The organism is Myxacorys almedinensis A, assembly GCF_010091945.1.
GTDB lineage: Bacteria > Cyanobacteriota > Cyanobacteriia > Leptolyngbyales > Leptolyngbyaceae > Myxacorys > Myxacorys almedinensis.
Genome location: NZ_WVIE01000009.1, coordinates 96,077 through 114,208, shown reverse-complemented (window position 1 = coordinate 114,208; position 18,132 = coordinate 96,077). Strand labels below are relative to the sequence as shown.

Genomic DNA, 18,132 nt, shown 5'->3' with positions numbered 1-18,132 from the left:
CATGCCTGAAAATAGAATGATATGTCGTGGACTTGTCTCCCTCAAACCCATCATGCGTGAAGATCAAGCTGTTTTGGCGGTTAATGATGCTTTTTATCGAGCGTTCGAGAGAAAAAACTTAGAAGCGATGCAGCAGGTTTGGTCAAAAGGGCTGGGCAGTCTGTGCATTCATCCTGGACGAAAAGCATTGTGCGGGTGGGAACAGATTCATGATTCCTGGCAAACTATTTTTCGTAACACAAACTACATCGAAATCGAAACGGAAATTATTACAACAGAAGTAAACGGTGATTTGGCGTATGTGGTGTTAATCGAAACGGTATTGCAAGTGGTGGGGCGCAAAAAGTTTCAGGCGCGATCGCTGTCAACGAATGTGTTTGAACGAATGGCAACACGGTGGTATTTGGTGCATCACCATGGCAGCCCGTTGATCGATTGATGATTGGCTGATCAAGATTGGCTAACTAAGGGATCGATGAATTAAAATGAGGTCATGAAATTTACACCAAATGTAATGATCAATCTACTTGATTAACTTCATTAATTAATAATTTAATAATTCACGAAGGGTTTGAGCGATCGCAGCTTTATCAAACAACTTCAAACACCGTTGGCGCAACCATGCCCCTTCGCAGCGTTGATCTTGCGATCGCAGCATCTCGATACAGGCCACCGCCACTGCCGCCGGATCGCGATGAGGAACGCGCCATCCCAACTCACCATCTTGCAACGGATCGGCAGACCCGTCTGCATCCCCCGACAGCACCGGCACCCCGCACGCCATCGCTTCGAGGTAGACAATGCCAAACCCTTCTTGAGACGGCATCACGTAAGCATCCGCTAAGCAGTAATGCTGCGGCAAATCTTCGGTTGCCACAAACCCGGCAAACACCACGCGATCGCCCACTCCCAACGCTTCTGCCAATTGGGCTAGTCGGGGTTGATCATCACCTCGCCCAATCACCAAATATTTCACATTGGGCACGCTCTGTGCGATCGCAGGCAACGCTCGAATCGTGACATCCACCCCTTTGTACGGATCGCCTGACCACAAGCGCGCTACTGTCATTAACACTTTAGACTCTGATAGCCCATAGGTTTCGATTAGTTGAGGCGATTTGGTTTGGGGGGCAAACACTGTTCCGTCTACTGCACAGAACAGAAACTCAAAGCGATGCGGATCAAGATGGTTAGAAGCGCAGGCGCGATCTCGCGAATAGCGGCTAATTGTCCAAATTTGCTCGGCGTTTTGCAGGGCAGCTTGCTTAGTCGGAGACAGCGGTTCCCACACTTCTTTGCCGTACGTCAAGACAGTGTAAGGGATGCCTAAAGGTTTACATAAGGTTTGGACTAGCGGCGCAAGCAGAATGTGTCCGCAAAACACGCGCTTAGGGCGGTGCTTGAGCAGATGAACCAAGAGCGCGATCGCCAGTTTTGCCCGTCCCAGCATTGCAGATGCCGACTTAAAGTAATGAAACGTTAGCGTTGGACACGGCTCTAACGGGTTCTCAACCTCTGCGCCGTCTCGTAGCAAAAACACATCTCCGCGCACGGGCAAAGCGGAATAGGCATTCAAAATATCTTTGACATAGGACTGAATGCCGCCCTCCCGCGAAAAGATTTCTAGAAAAACAAACACATGCGAGGGCAATTGAGCGGTCATACTAAACTTTTGGAAGGTCATCAAAGAAGCCGAATAAAGTATGCCCCATCGCCTTATTCATGGGGTTCTACTAACGTTTGGATTCCCTTTTTGACCTGCGATCGCACAGATGCCCAGTGAACAGATACCACAATGACTTGAGTTGGGTGACTTGAGCTTGGCGACTTGAACTTAGCACCGCCCAAAACTCCTAATCCCTGGTTACGAAGCTTGGGGCACCTGCTTTAACATCTCGACTAGAGTTACATGAGCATCTTTCGCATCTCGCAGCACATGATCAAACGGCACTCTCAGCGGAACTGCTTGTCCGTTAACTTGGGCTGCAAGATCCATGCCCTCAGCATCGATCGCTACCATCTCAGCCGCACTTGCCTTATCTGCTTTGCCAAAAACTTTTGCATAGACCAACACCGCCTCCGCATGATCTTTATTCATGTGATTGCAGATACGATCGCTGATCGCTTGAGTAAATACCTCATCCGACATCGTTGGATCTCCTTATTTCCTAAATATGGATCATAACAAACCGGTGCAAAGGGCAAATCATCAATCTTGGGTAAAAGATTCTCTATGCCTTTATTCCTATGCGGTTTATTGCCTTAGACAGATGAAATTGTGTTCCGTGATCTGGTTGTTTCGTGGATGTAGTTTTCGTCATACCTGAATGCTGAAATTAGCCGTTCGGCAAGCTAAGCTGCTTGTCGCTGTGCTTCCTCTCGGAGCTTGTGTCGCGTTTCTTTCAGAGCTTTCACCTCCCGTGCTCACTGGCGGTCTCACCGCTCCTCGCTCGGCGGTTGCTCAAGCGGCTCCTAAGCTTCAAACCGCTACAAAGTCGGTGTCCCTGCCCTTACGATTAGAGATCCAACTCAGCCAACGGCGCGTTACGCTCTATCAAGGCAACACTACCCTAAAAAGCTATCCGATCGCGGTTGGTCGCCCTGGCTGGGAGACGCCGAAAGGAACCTATAAAGTTCAGCAGCGCATTCAGAACCCAGCGTGGATTCATCCGATGACGGGGGAAAAGGTGAAAGGGGGCGACCCAGAGAATCCGTTAGGGAACTATTGGCTTGGTTTTTGGACAGATGGCAGAAATTGGATTGGTTTTCACGGAACGCCAACTCCCAAATCGGTTGGTACGGCAGCATCTCATGGCTGCATCCGGATGTATAACCAAGACATTTCTGAATTGTTTGCCAAAATTCCACTCGGCACAGAAGTTACTGTCCGTGATTAGAGACCTATGTCTTTTTAGGATTTGAGAAATCAGACTATTGGGGGAGAGGCTTGCGATCGCGAATCTTTACACTGCAAAGCGTGGTGAAAGTTCAAACCCGGATTCTCGCTAACCATGAGCCTCGATCTCAGCCTGTCGCCTGCACTTACCAGTCGGGCATGTGGATCATCAAATCAAGGAGATACCGAATGAACGGAACAAAGAAAGGTCTGTTTGGCACTCTGTGCACCATCAAAGGCATTACAAAATTAGCTGGCTCTTTGGGAATTGCTGGCGTGGGTTCTTTTTTGGCGCTCCCTGCATTAGCGCAAACCTCGCCCCTTAATCCTAGACCCAGTATTTTCAACGAAGCCCCTTATAACAAAAGCCTTGCTCAAGCGACACCAGACCAAACCACGCCCGGCATGATGTCGGCTCCGACGAGTGGTGCTGGGGAAATGATGCCCCGCAACTCAACTCCTTCCTTGGCAAAGGTAAATCCTAATCCCAGCATTTTCAACGAAGCTCCTTATAACCGGGCATTGTCTTCCGGTAGCGCCGCTTCGCCAGACAGCACCTTGTCTCCCAGTGTGTCGCCTAGCAGCGCTACGCCTAGTAGCCCCGCGATGCCCAATGCAGCAACGCCTGATGGGTCATCTCCCGGCAGCCTGTCGGCTCCGAGCGGCTCGGCAGCAGATACCACGACAGCACCTGGGTCTCCTCTCGCACCCGGTAGCACCGGAGGCACAACCACTTCACCGCTTAACCCCAGTGGCACAAGTGGGTCTGGTTCTAGCTCAGACAACAATATGATGTCTCAGCCTGATGAATCGACTAGCCAGGTCAGCCCTGCTGGTTCTACACCTGCGACGCAAGATTCCCAAGGTACGACTACACGCGATGTGGTTGTGCCGACTGCGCCCAGCACGACTACACCTGGTAGTACCGTTCCGACCACCCCAGATTCGACCACAACTCCAGGTTCGACCACTACACCGGGTTCAACGTTCCCCGCTACTCCGGATTCGACTACCACACCGGGTTCAACGTTCCCTGCCACCCCGGATTCAACCACAACTCCAGGTTCGACTACCACACCGGGTTCAACGTTTCCCGCCACCCCGGATTCGACCACTACACCGGATTCGACCACTACACCGGATTCGACCACTACACCGGGTTCGACGTTCCCGGATGATTCAACGACCACTCCCGGCTCAACGTTCCCGGATGATACGACAAGCCCTGCAACGGCTCCTCAGACTGAGACCGACGATTCTGAAGGCGTTCGTGCGCTCTGGTAGGTTGAGTCAAATTGCATAGCATGGAGAATGGTTGAGATGTAGATAGCCACAGGTTGCGATCGCGGATGCAACGAATACATCGGTTGCTCTTAGTCATTTCTGCGATCGCATCGCCGTGTTCTATCTTCAAGCGAACGAAGGTAAGTTGGGTTCTAACCCTGGGCAGACTATCTCACCGTAGACGTTGTGGCAAACTTGCGGTGACTCCGACGTGATCGTGCTGTTCCCAATCACGGTAGGATTAAAAAACTGTCACTGTTATTCACTCACCTCTAAAAGCTTATGAAGCGCTATTTGTCTCGCTTGCTGGCTTTAGTCTTGGTCGCCGCGATCGCTCTTGTAGGGTGCTCTGCTTCTCCCAACGGTCTGACGGGTAATTATAAGGAAGATACGCTATCGGTGATCAGCATTTTGAAATCTGCGATCGACGTTCCTGATGCTGACCCTGCGCGCATCCCGGCTCAAGATAATGCTCGTCAGTTGATCAACGATTTTGCCTCTCGCTATCGCCAAAATACAAATCTCACTAAACTCAGTTCTTACACAACAATGCGGACAGCGCTCAATTCTCTAGCTGGGCACTATAGTTCTTACCCCAATCGTCCGATTCCTCAAAAGCTCAAAGACCGGGTGAATCAGGAATTTGAGCAAGTTGCCATCTCGCTCAAGCGGGGAACCTAACCTTACCTGCGTTACAACCTCTAGATCCTGAGCATCGGGCTTACGTGAGGCAGATGCTCAATGATCATCAAGTCTAGAGCCTTCTTGAGACTGCTAGCTCGCGGTGGCATCGGTCATCAAGATGCGGTTGAGGAGTGATGCGGGGCGCTGGGCATATCTCCACGCAAAGGCATGGCGGAAAGCGGCATCTTGGCAGGCTTGCAATTCTTCAAAACCAATCACATCTTGAGTTAGCAGCGTTTCATACTCAAACGGTAGCCGGACATCGTTTAGCCCAGCGTTGTCAGTACAGATGGCAATATCAACTCCTGCCTCAAAGCACAAATTGAAGACTTGCTTTAATTGCCGAATGTCTTGCAACGTCCCGGTTTTTAGATAGGTGGTAGGGCAGACTTCGAGGCACTGCTGCCGCCGAGCGACTTCTTTAAGCAAGTGTGGATGGTGCAACGGAATCTGAATGCCATGTCCGATCCGCATGAGATAGGGCAGCAGATCTGGGTAGTGCCCATCGGTAGTTTCGTAGAGATGACCCGTGGTGTTGAGGTCGAGCGATCGCGCATAGGCATACAGTTCGACAAACTCATCTAACCGCTCGGCATAATGGGCATCCCCTCCTGCCAAGTCGATGCCGCAAACATAGTCTCGCGATTGCGCCGCCAAGTCAACTAGGGCGCGATTCACCTCGTAGGGCAAGCGCGAATGCATACACAAAATTTGGCTGCTGACGATGGGATACTCTTTTAACTGGCTCGCCTTGCCCACGATGTCAACAATCTGAGCCATCTGATCGATCCGCTCTGACTGCGTTAAGGTCGGATCTGTTCTCAAAAAGGGTGTGTAGCGCAACTCTAGATACGCCAGATTCTCGAAAATGTAAGCCCCCCGCATCAGCCGGTAAATGAAGTAAGGCAGGGCATCCGCCGTTTGTACGCCCTCTACCAGGGTATGAAGTTCTAGGTATTCATCTAAGGTATTGCGAGGACGGGTGTAAAAATCCTCAAATTCGGGATAGTGGGTGAAGCGATCGATCAGGTCTGATTCGTTGCGTTGAAGATAGCGCCACAACACTCGCGGCACAACTGACCCACCGAGATGACGATGTAATTCTGCGTATAAAGCCACAAGCACCTCTGCTGATTCTGATAATTCTTTCTATTGTGGCGTCTATACCTAGAAATGTCTGGCATTGATGACTACCAATCGTAAAGAAAGATCAAAGAATTTGTAAAAGACTAGATCTTGTGTAGAAGGTCGAATCTGTTCCCTGAATGTTCGATTGCCATTGCGTTGACGGAGGTGATTTTTCAGGGCTTTCCCCGCTCCTTTACAATGGAAAGCACATGGAAAGCAGACGCTAAGTTCTTCTGATTGCAAACGGGAAAAGACACGACATGGATTTGGTCGCACTTCAAGGCATATTAGACAACCTTTCATTTGCGGTTTTGCTCGTCACTATGCTGGTGTATTGGGTGGGAGCCGCCTTTCCGCAAGCCTCTTATCTGGCAGGGATTGGAACATCAGGCATGGCGATCGCAAACCTATCTACCGCCGTTTTGTTAGGCGCACGGTGGCTAGAAGCGGGTTATTTCCCCCTCAGCAACTTGTACGAATCCCTCTTCTTTTTAGTCTGGGGCATCACCACCATGCATCTGGTGGCTGAGAACATGAGCGGCAGTCGTTTGGTAGGCGTGGTGACGGCTCCGGTGGCGATGGCCATTACGGCGTTTGCCGCGCTGACCTTGCCCGACCCGATGCAGGCGTCGGCTCCGCTAGTGCCTGCGCTGAAGTCAAACTGGCTGATGATGCATGTTAGCGTCATGATGTTGAGCTATGCAACGTTGATGGTGGGGGCGCTGCTCGCGATCGCGTTCTTGGTTGTCACTCGGGGTCAAAACGTTGAGTTGCGGGGCAGTTCGGTGGGGACGGGCAGCTATCGAGAGCGATCGTATCAACTCCATCGGGCAGACCCTGTAGACGCCCCAACTCAAGGAGGCGGTACGGCAGTTCTCAATCCGGTCGCTACTTCCGAGATGACGCTTTCTCCGCAGCGCTTGAGTCTGGCTGACACGTTAGACAACATTAGCTACCGAGTGATTGGGCTAGGATTTCCGCTGCTCACCATTGGCATTATTGCTGGGGCAGTGTGGGCAAACGAAGCCTGGGGTTCGTACTGGAGTTGGGACCCGAAAGAAACTTGGGCGATGATTACCTGGCTGGTGTTTGCGGCTTATCTCCACTCCCGCATTACCAAAGGATGGCAAGGTCGGCGTCCGGCGATGCTGGCGGCGGCTGGGTTTGTCGTCGTTTGGATCTGCTATTTGGGCGTAAATCTTCTCGGCAAAGGACTCCATAGCTACGGTTGGTTTCTATAATGCACACATCAGAACGAGATTAAGAACGAACTATGACCCTGAATAATGGATTTGCGCCTTTGAGCGATGATGAAGTGCTATTTGCCGATCGCGGTCGGGTCTTGATGTCGAATCCGACATTTAAGGTCAGCGAATTTTTAGATCAGTTGGCGCAGGCAGTCAGCGATCGCCAAGGCGACTGGACGGAAGAAAATGAAGCCTGGTTTGGCGATGGGCTGCCCTGCGAGGCATTGCGCTTTACCTCTGGAGGCTGGCAGCGCGGCAGAGTCCGCATTCGCCTCGAATTTATGCCCCTCAAGTCACCTGGAACTTTGCCAGAGCGCTCTTCTGCTCGCTCTCCCGAACCGCTTGACAAATTGCGCCCCCGCCCGATCGACGACATTTATTCTGACGATAGCGATTACTAACCGAATCTTGCCCCTCTATGAGCCGTTCCCTCTGGACAGCGCTCCATGATCGGTTGCACCAAACCATTCGTCAGCGTGCGCTGTTTGCTCCGCATCAAGCGATCTTGATTGCTGTATCTGGAGGGCAAGATTCGCTCTGTCTGGCGCGGATTTTAGTGGATTTGCAACCGAAGTGGAATTGGAAGCTAGCGATCGCGCACTGTGATCATCGCTGGCGTCCTGACTCTCAAGCCACTGCCGACCATGTTGCAGCCCTGGCGATCGCTTGGAATCTACCGATATACCGAGAGGTGGCGGAGTCAATTCCTAAGAGCGAAGCGGAGGCGAGAGTGTGGCGCTATGACGTGTTGAGCGCGATCGCGCAGGCGGAGGGATATAGCGCGATCGCCACTGGGCACACCGCGAGCGATCGGGCTGAAACACTGTTGTTCAACCTGATTCGTGGTAGCGGAGCCGATGGGTTGCAAGCCTTAGGCTGGAAGCGTCTGCTGGGTTCAACGCTGGGTCTTGTTCGTCCGTTGCTAGAAACGACTCGCACAGAAACGGGAAAATTTTGCCAAGCGGCGGAGCTACCTGTCTGGGACGATGCGACCAATCAAGATCTCCGATATGCGCGAAACCGCATTCGGCACGAGGTGTTGCCGTATTTAGAGACGCACTTTAATCCGCAGACGGAACGCCATCTGGCTCACACCATGGAACTTTTGAGCGCGGATGTAGAGCATTTAGAACAGCAAGCTGCTGCGCTGCGAGAACAGGCGATGGGCGATCGCTCGCTTGAGGCAATCGGCTTGAATCGGCGGATTTTAGGTCAAGCCTCCCTAGCGCTTCAGCGCCGAGCAGTGCGCCAATTTTTGCAGCAAACTCTCCAGTTCAGCCCAAATTTTGCACAGGTTGAAAAGGTTGTGTCGTTAATTTCTGCCCCAAATCGGACGCGGACTGATCCGTTTTTGAAGCGTGCGATCGCAGAGGTGGATGGCGATTGGATTTGGATCAACGACCTCCCTCGATCGCCTCACTCGTGATAAGAACACCAGTCGCTCCAACTTCCGGCGTAGAGCTTGCCTTCTAAGCCGATCGCTGCCAGAGACAGCAAATTGACGCACGCCGTTACCCCCGAACCGCAATACACCAGGAGGTCTTGCGTCACCAAGCCTGACCAGCGATCGCGCAATTGCGCCTCTGAGATCACGTATCCCTGCTCTGTTGTCACGTCGTGCCACGGATAATTGAGCGCCCCCGGAATATGACCCGCGATCGGATCAATCGGTTCTCGGTCGCCACGGTAGCGGTCTGGTTCGCGAGAATCGATCAGCGCCACCGCAGGCAAATCTTTTTTGGCATTCACAGTGTCAATGTCTACAACCCAGTCTTGGCGAGGCGTTGGATTAAAATTTCCGCTCTTTTCTTTAGGATTATCCAAGCTGACTTCGCCGCCGATGGCTTGCCATGCCTTGAATCCGCCATCTAGCACAGCCGCGTGATCGTGCCCCAAATAGCGCAGCAGCCACCACAATCGAGCCGCAAACGCAAATCGAGAATCATCGTAGGCAACCACCACGGTAGAGGCGGTAATGCCCATTGCCGAAAGTTTGACGCTGAGCCGTTGAAGGTCGGGTAAGGGATGCCGCCCGCCGTGCTGTTGAACAGGACTCGATAAGTCTTGATTGAGATCGGCGTAGTAAGCTCCTAGAATGTGTCCTGCTTCGTACTGTTGGCGTCCTAAAGCGGGTTCCATCAATGCAAATCGACTGTCGATCACAACGACCTGAGCAAGGTTTTCGCGCAGCCAGGCGGCGGACACAATCGGTGAAGGAGGGACGGGAGACGGATGAGCCATGAGGTTTATGGGACTGGCGATCGCAGATATTAAGCACACTGGGCGCAGTTTCTGCACTCTTCTACGTCTAAAAATCTAAAAAATGATAGCGGCAGATAACTCAATCCTGCCTTAAGAGGGAAGCTAATGCGATCGCGAATTGACGACAATTACAATAGATTGCATAAAACGACCCCGTTAGAGAGATCCTATGAAATTTTTACGTCTTGTGTCTGCTATTTTACTTCCGCCCCTGGCTGTATTCCTGACAACCGGCATCAGCACAGGCTTGATTGTTAGTGTTCTCCTGACTGCTCTAGGCTGGGTTCCGGGAATTATTCACGCACTTTGGCTGATCCAAAAAACCGAAGAGCGGCAGCGTGAACAAGTTTACTAATTTGCTACAGTGTTTACTAAGGTCTAATAGGTCGCAGTTTGCTTTAAATCTTTAAACCTCCTTGAAGAGCGGCTCAAAGACTTTTCCCTGAACTACTACTTTTTCAAGTTTCAACCGAGGGGTAGCATACCGGGCTTCTACTTGCTCAGAATCTTGTTTAGGGCGCGTAGAACTAATATTGACTCTGCTCTTAAAGCAGAAAAGCATCTCGATCATGCGATCGAGATGCTTCGCTAATGCGTTCTTCGATTCATCAACCTAGCGGCTGATCTAGCCTGACGGCTTGACCGTTTTTGCCATTTCAATGAAAGACCTCATATTCGCACCGGGGCGACGACGAGCACTAGTTGACTTAGGCGTTAGATATTCAGTCGCAAAGCTGACCGTTGGCTTAGGCATATTGAGGGCAACATTGGCAGGTGCATCAGGCTGCGAGCCATTGCCCGAAGTCGCATCTTTTTTAGCTGGTTCTGCTTTAGCAGAGGTTGCTTCAGAGCCTGCGGCTTGAATCGAGTCTTTAGCCGATGAGGCAGATTTTGCTACCGATGTTTTGGCAGATGAGGCAGCTTCGGAGACGGATGCCTTAGCAGCTTCTACTTTATTAGTTAGCTCTGTTTTTGCGCCGTTTGCCATAGCTGCGACTTTTTCGTTAACTGGTTCATCCTCGGCATTGCGCGAAGGCGGCACAGACTTAGACTCGTCGGCTTCCATGTAATAGCCGCCGTTTTTTTTGCCGCCTAGCAGCCCACCAATAAAGGACAAGATGCCGCTAAATAGTTTTTTGATGAGGTTGATTAAACCGCCCATGTATCACTGCTCCTGGGATGAGTGCTAAACACCTTAACTTTCTGCCTCAGGAGAGACAGAATCGATAAGACTTTCTTTATTCAATTATCAGTCTCTCGTGGATCTCCTTGCAAGGCTCTATCCCAGTTTTTTTGGATTTATTAGAATTTAGTAGATTTGCTTTTCTGCCTCGCTATCTCTTGAAAAGAGTCCTAACAAAGGGCCGAGAACGGCTCCGAAGACAAATCCACCTGCGTGGGCCCAGTAAGCCACGCCGCCCCGCTCCATGCCAATGTTTGCCGGAACGCCGAGACCTGCAATTCCGTAAAGCGCCTGTTGCAGAAACCAGATGCCCAAGTAAGCATAGGCGGGCAGGCGAATGGGAATCAAAATTCCTAGAGGAATGAGCGTAAGAATGCTAGCTTTTGGAAATCGGAGGATGTATGCGCCCATGACCCCGGCGATCGCACCACTCGCGCCCAGCGATGGAATAGTTGAATTTGTTGAGAAATACCATTGTGTCAGGGCAGCTAAAGCACCGCACGACAGGTAGAAAACCAGATACTTCAGGCGTCCTAGCCGTTCTTCGATGTTGTTGCCAAAAATCCACAAAAACAGCATGTTTCCAGCAACGTGAAGAAATCCCCCGTGCAAAAACTGAGAGGTGAATAGGGTGATCCATTCTGGAAAAGGCTGGTAGCCCAGCCTTTCTCCGCTAAAGTAGCGAGATAGCTCTTGGGGAACGACTGCCCACGTATAGAAGAATTCTTCTAGCTGCGGGGGTGTTAGGGTAAGTTCGTATACAAATACTGCAATATTGACTGCAATTAACCCATAGGTGAGATAAGGTGTGATGCGAGTCGGATTGTCGTCGCTGATCGGAAACACAAATTTTGCCCCATAATAATCCTTTAGCTGGAAGAATAGCGAATTTACGGCGATCGTGTCTGTTGATCTGAAGACAGATTCCAGCCAAAAATCTGTTTAAATGTTGGAGGGTTTCTTCATTTCGATTCGTCAGGGGCACTGAAACTGCGCCCCCATCAGAACTGAGGGATGCCAGCGGCGCGATCGCTATGTTCCCATGCGCTTGATGATATTTTGCACGATGCCAATTCCAGAAAACGCCTGGTAGCCAAATAATCCCGTAATCGCGATGTTGATCCCGATATGGGTATAGCGCGCCCACTCGTGTCCCTTTTGCATAAACGGAGATAGGGAGGCTGAGACGGCAATCATGGCGGTCATCCCTAAGCCGATCAGCAAATGAGGATTGACAAATAGCTTGCCACTGTTGACGTACGTTGAAGCCATCGCCCCAACCGATCCAACCACCATCAGCGCCAGCACTACCGAACCGATTTGATAGTGTTTGACGTTAAATTTTCCCTTGAGAAGCTCTTTTTTCACGTCTCCTTGAGCAGTACGGGCACGTCGCCACTGAATGCCTAGATAGAACGAATAGAGGGTGAGCGCCAACAGCACCCACATCAAGACCGGATGAACGAACTGACTGTAAACTTTGACAGACTGGGGGATCTCGAAAGACATGGGTGTTCTCTAGTCTGAGGAAGAAAAGTAATAAAACTTAGCATAACCTACCTCTTCGGGATTAGCCTGCCTAGTGGATTGTCAACGTTGAGTGGAGGGGTGAATGAGTGGAGGGGTGAATGAGTGGATTACTGCGACCCATCTACCCATCGACCCTCTAACCCATTCACTCCTTGTCTCTCATTTCAACTTTGACAGACTACTAAAGTCGTTAGTGCAAGAAATGGCGGGTTCCGGTCATCGCCATCACAAGTCCGAGTTCGTTAGCAGCATCGATCGAATCTTGATCGCGCAGGCTGCCACCGGGTTGCACGATCGCACTAATTCCAGCGGCGGCGGCAGTGCGAACCGAATCGTCAAACGGGAAAAAGCCATCGCTGGCAAGAATGGCTCCTTTGGCGGCGTTTCCGGCTTGGTCGAGAGCAATGTTGACCGAGCCAACGCGATTCATTTGTCCTGCCCCAATGCCGATCGTGGTACGATCTCGGCTCACCACAATGGCATTCGATTTCACATGCTTGCAAATTTTCCAGGCAAACAGCAGTTCGGCGAGTTGCTCAGGCGTGGGTTTCTGCTCGGTGACAAGGTTCCACTGGGTGGGGTCAGCCAAGATATCATCGGTCATTTGGACTAAAAAGCCCCCTGCGATCGCGCTGATTTGCTCTGGTGCGCTGGTTTTTAGATCGGGCAAAATCAAGACGCGAACTTTCGATTTTGCCTGCAAGATCGCTTCTGCCTCTGGCTCACATCCGGGAGCTACCACGCATTCTAAGAAGGTTTTCATCATTGCCGTTGCGGTGGGGGCATCAATCGCCCGATTGATCGCCACAATTCCACCAAAAGCCGAAGTCGAATCTGCGGCAAACGCTTTTTCGTAAGCCTCAAGCAGCGTTGCACCCATGGCAGAGCCGCAGGGGTTGTTGTGCTTGATGATGGTTGCTGCCGGATCGCTATCTGTAAATTCGGCAATAATCGATCGCGCGGCTTCTAAATCAACCAAGTTGTTGTAGCTGAGTTCTTTTCCCTGCAACTTTGTGGCAGATGCCCAGCCGGTTGGCGTTGTGCCCTGGCGATACCACGCCGCCGCTTGATGAGGATTCTCGCCATAGCGCAGGGTTTGCACTTGGTCTCCGGTCAGGGTAAACGGGTTGGGGAGATCGCTGAATGTGGCTCCTTGGTTTTCCAGGTAAGTCGAAATGGCGCGATCGTAGCTTGCGGTATGTTTAAAGGCTTGCAGCGCGCAGGCTTGCCGAAAGGGCAGGGAGGTGGCTCCGCGATGTTGGCGCAGTTCGTCTAGATAAGCGTCGTATTGATCTGGGTTGCAAAGCACCGTCAGATGGGCAAAGTTTTTAGCCGAAGCGCGAATCATGGCAGGACCGCCAATATCGATTTGCTCGATCGCGTCTGATAACTTTACCCTGGGTTGGGCGATCGTTGCCTCAAACGGATAGAGATTGACCACGGTTAGATCGATGGGGCGAATCTGCTGGGCTTCTAAATCTGCGATGTCTTGCGGCTCGTCTCGCCGTGCCAAAATGCCCCCATGAATTTGTGGATGGAGGGTTTTCACCCGTCCGCCCAAAATTTCTGGCGACCCAGTGTAGTCTGAAACCTTGGTGACCGGTAAACCCGCTTCTTTCAAAGCGTTTGCGGTTCCTCCGCTGCTGATCAAGTCAAACCCAAATTCTTCTACCAAACTCTGAGCTAGGTCAACTAGCCCAGTTTTATTTGAGACGCTCAGCAGAGCTAGACGTGCCATGAGTTTAAACTTCCTGTCGTACAGCGTTACTCCTCAGAATAGAGGAAGATCAAATTGTAGGGTAGAAGAAAAACCTAAGGAAAATCTAAATAAAGATAGCAGATTGCTCCTACCTCCTATGATGAGATTCAGTAAATGAGATTCAGTAAATGAGATTCAGTAGATGAGATTCAGTAGATGAGATTCAGTAGATGAGATTCAGTAAATTAGTAGGGTGAATCCGTGTCTTTGTCAGCGATCGCACTTCCTCCAAAATCTGGTTACGCCCCGACGGGCTTAGTGGTCATCCTCCACGGTTGGGGCGCAAATGCTCAAGATGTCGCCTTTCTGTGTTCTTTACTCAACCTGCCGGGCAGCCAGTTTATCTTGCCAAATGCGCCATTTCCCCATCCTTATGGCAACGGCGGGAAGATGTGGTACGACCTTTCCAACATCATGACCTTTGAGCGAGATGTTACTCAGCAAGCCGATCTAAAAACGAGCCGCCAGCGCCTTACAGAGTGGCTTTACTCGCTAGAATCGACTACAGGAGTGCCCTTGTCTCGCACCATCTTGGGCGGATTTTCTCAAGGGGGAGCCATGACCCTGGATGTGGGCACACAACTTCCTGTGGCTGGGCTGATGGTGTTGAGTGGCTATCTTCATGGCGCAATTTTGGCTCAGCCCAGCTATCCGCCGATCCTCATGGTGCATGGTCGCCAAGATGCGGTTGTGCCGCTCAAGGCATCTCATCTGGCCCATCAGCAGCTTGAAGCGCTCGGCGCAGTTGTAGACTACCGAGAGTTTGATATGGGGCACGAAATTTCTCCCCTTGTGCTCCATGAAATGCAAACCTTCATCGAAAAAATCTTGACCTGACCTTGACAAATTGAGGGTCGTAAATTAACGAAACCTTTACTCTGAGTTTCAACTGAGCAAGCTGGAGTAAAATTTAGGCAGGGGTCAGCCATCTGTTGGAAACGTTTCGTACCGTAGCGGATGGGTTTAGAGAGGTAAAAGCCATGCAAACATTCAAATACACAGAACTCGACGTGGCTAAGCTCACAGAGTCAGATATTGAGGCGTTGGCAGTTCGGTTGGAAAAAGACGATTACAGCAGTGTGTTTGATGGGCTAGAAGATTGGCACTTGCTCAGAGCGATCGCATTTCAGCGTCCCGAACTGGTTGAGCCTTATCTCCATCTGCTAGATTTGGAAGCCTACGATGAGGCATAGCGTTGGGGTCTTGTCGCCCATTTTTTCAGGGTTCCGCTCGTGTGTCGGGCGGTTTTTTATGTCAGTCTATTTCCTGTTAACCGATGCAAGGTAAACGCATTCTCTTTGGCATTGGCGGCGGCATTGCAGCTTACAAAGTGTGCCATCTCGTTTCAGCCTTGGCAAAATCTGGGGCAGAGGTGCGGGTGATTCTTACGCAGTCTGCAAAAGCGTTTGTGACTCCTCTCACCTTTGCCACTCTGAGCCGCCACCCTGCCTATACCGACGATGAGTTTTGGAACCCAGCGCACGGTGCCGTCGTTGTTGGGCAAAGTGTCCATCGCCCGCTCCACATCGAACTCGGTGAATGGGCAGACCTGTTTGTAATTGCACCGTTAACGGCTAACACGCTGGCAAAGCTAAGTTATGGCATGGCAGACAATTTGTTGACCAATGCTGTTTTGGCGTCTACCTGTCCTGTGTTGCTGGCTCCGGCAATGAATACGGACATGTGGGAGCAACACAGTGTCCAACGTAATTGGCATCAGCTTTTAACAGACTTGCGCTATCACTATGCCAATCCGGGGGAAGGAATGTTGGCGTGCGATCGCAGGGGCACAGGGCGGATGGCAGAACCCGAAGAACTCTTGCCTCACATTTACTCGATGCTGAAGACAAACGGCGATCGCGATCTGGTCGGCACCTCAATTTTGATCAGCGCTGGGGGCACCCGCGAACATTTTGATCCGGTGCGGTTTGTTGGCAATCCCTCGACGGGAAAGATGGGCATTGCGATCGCGCAAGCCGCCCAACATCGAGGCGCGTCTGTCACCCTGGTTCATGCCCCGATCGAGGCTCACCTATTGGCTCCGCTCAAGTCAATTCGGCTGATTTCAGTCATCAGTGCTGCCGAGATGCACCGCGCCATGACAACCCACGCCCCCGATGCCGATTGGATCATCATGTCTGCGGCGATCGCCGATGTGAAGCCTGCCGTTTACCATGGGCAGAAGTTGCCAAAAACGCAGTTGCCAAGAGCGTTACCCCTAGAACCGATTCCTGACATTGTGGCAGAGTTGGTGAAGGGGAGGCGTCCTCATCAGCGATTTGTCGGCTTTGCGGCACAGACCGGAGATTATGTGACGCCTGCGATCGCAAAGCTCACGCGTAAGGGTTTAGATGCGATCGCGGCAAATCCGATAGATTTACCGGGTAGCGGGTTTGGGAGCGACACCAATCAAGCCATGCTGATCGATGTGACAGGTCGTCAGGTTCGCATTCCCGTGTGCAGCAAATTAGAAATGGCTCATCGCCTGCTGAGCTTTGTTCAAGCGATCGCCGATGAGCCAATCTGAGATCAAGATGCTGCAAAGCCCAAACTAGCGCCTAGACTGGGCTTACAGACCTTTTGAGTGCGGCTCTAAGCCTCAACCCATACCGAAACCGAACCCCCGTCACAGCTAAACTCACCCCAGCCCTTCTCATTCGTTTGCACAGGGTCGGCAATATGTTCGGTCAGGTCGATAAAGGTGGTATTTGGCTTACCAACTTCCATCCATTTTGTCCCTTCTGCCCCGTTGCTCATCAGCACTGCCATGGGGTGGGGGTGCTCTTCGTCTCCCAAACAAGTCCAACCGATTGTGTTGGGATGGTCAAAGTAATCGTATTGAGCGCCGTAGGTGTAGTGCTGGCGGGCATACAAGAATTTATCAATCAGCCACTGGTGCGATGGCATAATCACCTTATGGTTTTGCCCGTCCTGCCCTTCGTCTTCATACTCTGTCCCATAATAGTCGGGGTAAAAGACACACGGATAGCCGTCTTGGCGCAGCAAAATTAGCGCATAGGCTAACGGCTTAAACCACGGTTCTACCACCGACTCTAGCGCTTGCAAAGCTTGAGAATCATGGTTGGCAACAAACGTAACAGCAAACATTGGCTGCGCTTTGACCAACGTGTTGTCAAAAATTTGCCGCATGTCATAGTGCTCGCTTTCTTGACTAGCCGTGTGAAAATTGAAGTGAAGCGGAACATCAAACAGCGCGACTTTACCTTGCGTGTTATGGATGTAAGCTTCTAAGGCTTCAACGCTGTTTTCCCAGTACTCTGCTACGGCAAACAACGGCTCTTCAGCAACCTGGTTTACCGCTGCTAGCCAATCTGGGAAGAACCACGCAGAAATATGTTTAGCAGCGTCGATCCGAAATCCGTCTACGCCCGTTGTCTCGACATACCATTTCCCCCACTCAGCTAGCTGATGGCGAACAGACTCTTCGCCAAAATCTAAGTCGCAGCCCATCAGATAGTCGAAGTTCCCCTGCTCAAGGGCAACGTAGTCGTCAAACGATTTGCCTTCAAACACGTAGATGGTAGAGTGATCGTCTGGACTGTTGGCGTTGTAGTCTACGGCATCAAAGTGAAACCAGTGCCACTCAAACGAGGAGTACTTGCCTTGGCGAGCAGGGAAGGTAAAGTGCGTGTAGGTGTTGATTTCGTGCAGGTCGCCTTTGGGGTTGAGGCGGTTGTCACGGGGATAGGGCGTTGCTTTTACGGTTTCAATGCCATCCCCGCCCATCATGTGGTTAAACACGATATCGGCATAAGCGCGAATGCCGGTTGCTTTGAGTGCTTTGAGTGCATCTAAATATTGCTCACGAGTGCCATACTTGGTGCGAACCGAGCCTTGTTGATCAAATTCGCCCAAGTCGTACATGTCGTAGACACCATAGCCAACTTCGCTTTTGCCGCCCACACCTTTATAGGCAGGGGGGAGCCAAAGCGAGGTAAAGCCTTTGTCAGCCAATGTTTGAGCTTGCTCTTTGAGCTTCTCCCAATGCTTCCCATCGTCGGGAAGATACCAATGGAAGTACTGCATCATCGCGCCTTTCTGATATGACACGCTAGTTTCTCCAGATGTTGAGTTGTGGTGAATAAATCGTTGCTGCTAAGCAAGCACGAGGAAGGTGCGATCGCTACTGCAAATCGCT

The 18,132-nt window shown here is 51.3% G+C and carries 20 protein-coding genes; 11 read left to right on the top strand and 9 right to left on the bottom strand.

The features are described 5' to 3' along the window. Window positions 1-52 precede the first annotated feature (52 nt). Complete coding sequence (locus GS601_RS09800; protein ID WP_162423094.1) at window positions 53-439, top strand: nuclear transport factor 2 family protein; 387 nt, start codon at window positions 53-55, stop codon at window positions 437-439. 105 nt (window positions 440-544) lie between these two features. Here GS601_RS09800 and GS601_RS09795 read toward each other — a convergent pair whose 3' ends face one another. Continuing rightward, a complete protein-coding gene (locus tag GS601_RS09795) occupies window positions 545-1,684 on the bottom strand; it encodes a glycosyltransferase family 4 protein (RefSeq protein ID WP_162423093.1) in 1,140 nt (379 codons plus the stop codon). Window positions 1,685-1,864: 180 nt separating this feature from the next. Next, entirely contained in the window at window positions 1,865-2,149 is a 285-nt protein-coding gene (locus GS601_RS09790; protein WP_162423092.1) for a DUF2470 domain-containing protein, read from the bottom strand. 178 nt (window positions 2,150-2,327) lie between these two features. Between GS601_RS09790 and GS601_RS09785 the strand changes: the two genes are divergently transcribed. The 3 genes from GS601_RS09785 (at window position 2,328) to psb27 (ending at window position 4,861) form a co-directional block, all read left to right on the top strand. Continuing rightward, window positions 2,328-2,897, top strand: coding sequence for a L,D-transpeptidase (locus GS601_RS09785; protein WP_162423091.1), 570 nt, complete (start codon window positions 2,328-2,330; stop codon window positions 2,895-2,897). 188 nt (window positions 2,898-3,085) lie between these two features. Beyond that, a complete protein-coding gene (locus tag GS601_RS09780; RefSeq protein ID WP_162423090.1) occupies window positions 3,086-4,180 on the top strand; it encodes a hypothetical protein in 1,095 nt (364 codons plus the stop codon). A 282-nt stretch (window positions 4,181-4,462) separates the two neighbouring features. Next, on the top strand, window positions 4,463-4,861 hold the full coding sequence (gene psb27, locus GS601_RS09775; protein ID WP_162423089.1) for a photosystem II protein Psb27: 399 nt from the start codon (window positions 4,463-4,465) through the stop codon (window positions 4,859-4,861). Between the two features lie 93 nt (window positions 4,862-4,954). On the opposite strand, the gene GS601_RS09770 is transcribed toward psb27, so the two are convergent. Further along, window positions 4,955-5,983 carry an amidohydrolase family protein gene (locus GS601_RS09770; RefSeq protein ID WP_162423088.1) on the bottom strand — a complete coding sequence of 343 codons (1,029 nt, stop codon included), beginning with the start codon at window positions 5,981-5,983 and terminating at the stop codon, window positions 4,955-4,957. A gap of 269 nt (window positions 5,984-6,252) precedes the next feature. Between GS601_RS09770 and ccsB the strand changes: the two genes are divergently transcribed. Genes ccsB through tilS form a run of 3 tightly spaced genes read left to right on the top strand, consistent with a single transcriptional unit; the run spans window position 6,253 to window position 8,665 of the window. Next, window positions 6,253-7,233, top strand: a complete 981-nt coding sequence (gene ccsB / locus GS601_RS09765) for a c-type cytochrome biogenesis protein CcsB (protein WP_162423087.1) — start codon at window positions 6,253-6,255, stop codon at window positions 7,231-7,233. Between the two features lie 32 nt (window positions 7,234-7,265). After that, on the top strand, window positions 7,266-7,640 hold the full coding sequence (locus tag GS601_RS09760; RefSeq protein WP_238393183.1) for a KGK domain-containing protein: 375 nt from the start codon (window positions 7,266-7,268) through the stop codon (window positions 7,638-7,640). 17 nt (window positions 7,641-7,657) lie between these two features. Further along, window positions 7,658-8,665 (top strand): tRNA lysidine(34) synthetase TilS, encoded by a 1,008-nt coding sequence (gene tilS / locus GS601_RS09755; protein ID WP_162423086.1) that lies wholly within the window; start codon window positions 7,658-7,660, stop codon window positions 8,663-8,665. On the opposite strand, the gene GS601_RS09750 is transcribed toward tilS, so the two are convergent. Beyond that, on the bottom strand, window positions 8,656-9,480 hold the full coding sequence (locus GS601_RS09750) for a sulfurtransferase (RefSeq protein ID WP_162423085.1): 825 nt from the start codon (window positions 9,478-9,480) through the stop codon (window positions 8,656-8,658). The two genes, tilS and GS601_RS09750, sit on opposite strands and share 10 nt — an antisense overlap. Before the next feature lie 190 nt (window positions 9,481-9,670). Here GS601_RS09750 and GS601_RS09745 point away from each other — a divergent pair, with 190 nt between their 5' ends. Beyond that, complete coding sequence (locus GS601_RS09745; protein ID WP_162423084.1) at window positions 9,671-9,856, top strand: YqaE/Pmp3 family membrane protein; 186 nt, start codon at window positions 9,671-9,673, stop codon at window positions 9,854-9,856. 270 nt (window positions 9,857-10,126) lie between these two features. On the opposite strand, the gene GS601_RS09740 is transcribed toward GS601_RS09745, so the two are convergent. The 4 genes from GS601_RS09740 to purH all read right to left on the bottom strand — a co-directional run bounded on the left by GS601_RS09740 (window position 10,127) and on the right by purH (window position 13,952). Continuing rightward, window positions 10,127-10,663, bottom strand: a complete 537-nt coding sequence (locus GS601_RS09740) for a hypothetical protein (RefSeq protein WP_202924987.1) — start codon at window positions 10,661-10,663, stop codon at window positions 10,127-10,129. 147 nt (window positions 10,664-10,810) lie between these two features. Then, complete coding sequence (locus GS601_RS09735; RefSeq protein ID WP_162423083.1) at window positions 10,811-11,530, bottom strand: rhomboid family intramembrane serine protease; 720 nt, start codon at window positions 11,528-11,530, stop codon at window positions 10,811-10,813. Between the two features lie 186 nt (window positions 11,531-11,716). Beyond that, a complete protein-coding gene (locus GS601_RS09730; protein ID WP_162423082.1) occupies window positions 11,717-12,193 on the bottom strand; it encodes a DUF4079 domain-containing protein in 477 nt (158 codons plus the stop codon). Between the two features lie 211 nt (window positions 12,194-12,404). Then, complete coding sequence (gene purH, locus GS601_RS09725; RefSeq protein ID WP_162423081.1) at window positions 12,405-13,952, bottom strand: bifunctional phosphoribosylaminoimidazolecarboxamide formyltransferase/IMP cyclohydrolase; 1,548 nt, start codon at window positions 13,950-13,952, stop codon at window positions 12,405-12,407. A gap of 222 nt (window positions 13,953-14,174) precedes the next feature. Here purH and GS601_RS09720 point away from each other — a divergent pair, with 222 nt between their 5' ends. The 3 genes from GS601_RS09720 (at window position 14,175) to coaBC (ending at window position 16,500) form a co-directional block, all read left to right on the top strand. Beyond that, the gene (locus GS601_RS09720; RefSeq protein ID WP_162423080.1) at window positions 14,175-14,810 is read left to right on the top strand and encodes an alpha/beta hydrolase; all 636 of its coding nucleotides are present in this window, start codon (window positions 14,175-14,177) and stop codon (window positions 14,808-14,810) included. Window positions 14,811-14,953: 143 nt separating this feature from the next. Next, entirely contained in the window at window positions 14,954-15,166 is a 213-nt protein-coding gene (isiD, locus tag GS601_RS09715; RefSeq protein ID WP_162423079.1) for a protein IsiD, read from the top strand. A gap of 83 nt (window positions 15,167-15,249) precedes the next feature. Further along, entirely contained in the window at window positions 15,250-16,500 is a 1,251-nt protein-coding gene (gene coaBC, locus GS601_RS09710) for a bifunctional phosphopantothenoylcysteine decarboxylase/phosphopantothenate--cysteine ligase CoaBC (RefSeq protein ID WP_162423078.1), read from the top strand. A 65-nt stretch (window positions 16,501-16,565) separates the two neighbouring features. On the opposite strand, the gene GS601_RS09705 is transcribed toward coaBC, so the two are convergent. Then, window positions 16,566-18,044 carry an alpha-amylase gene (locus GS601_RS09705; protein WP_162423077.1) on the bottom strand — a complete coding sequence of 493 codons (1,479 nt, stop codon included), beginning with the start codon at window positions 18,042-18,044 and terminating at the stop codon, window positions 16,566-16,568. Between the last annotated feature and the right edge of the window lie 88 nt (window positions 18,045-18,132).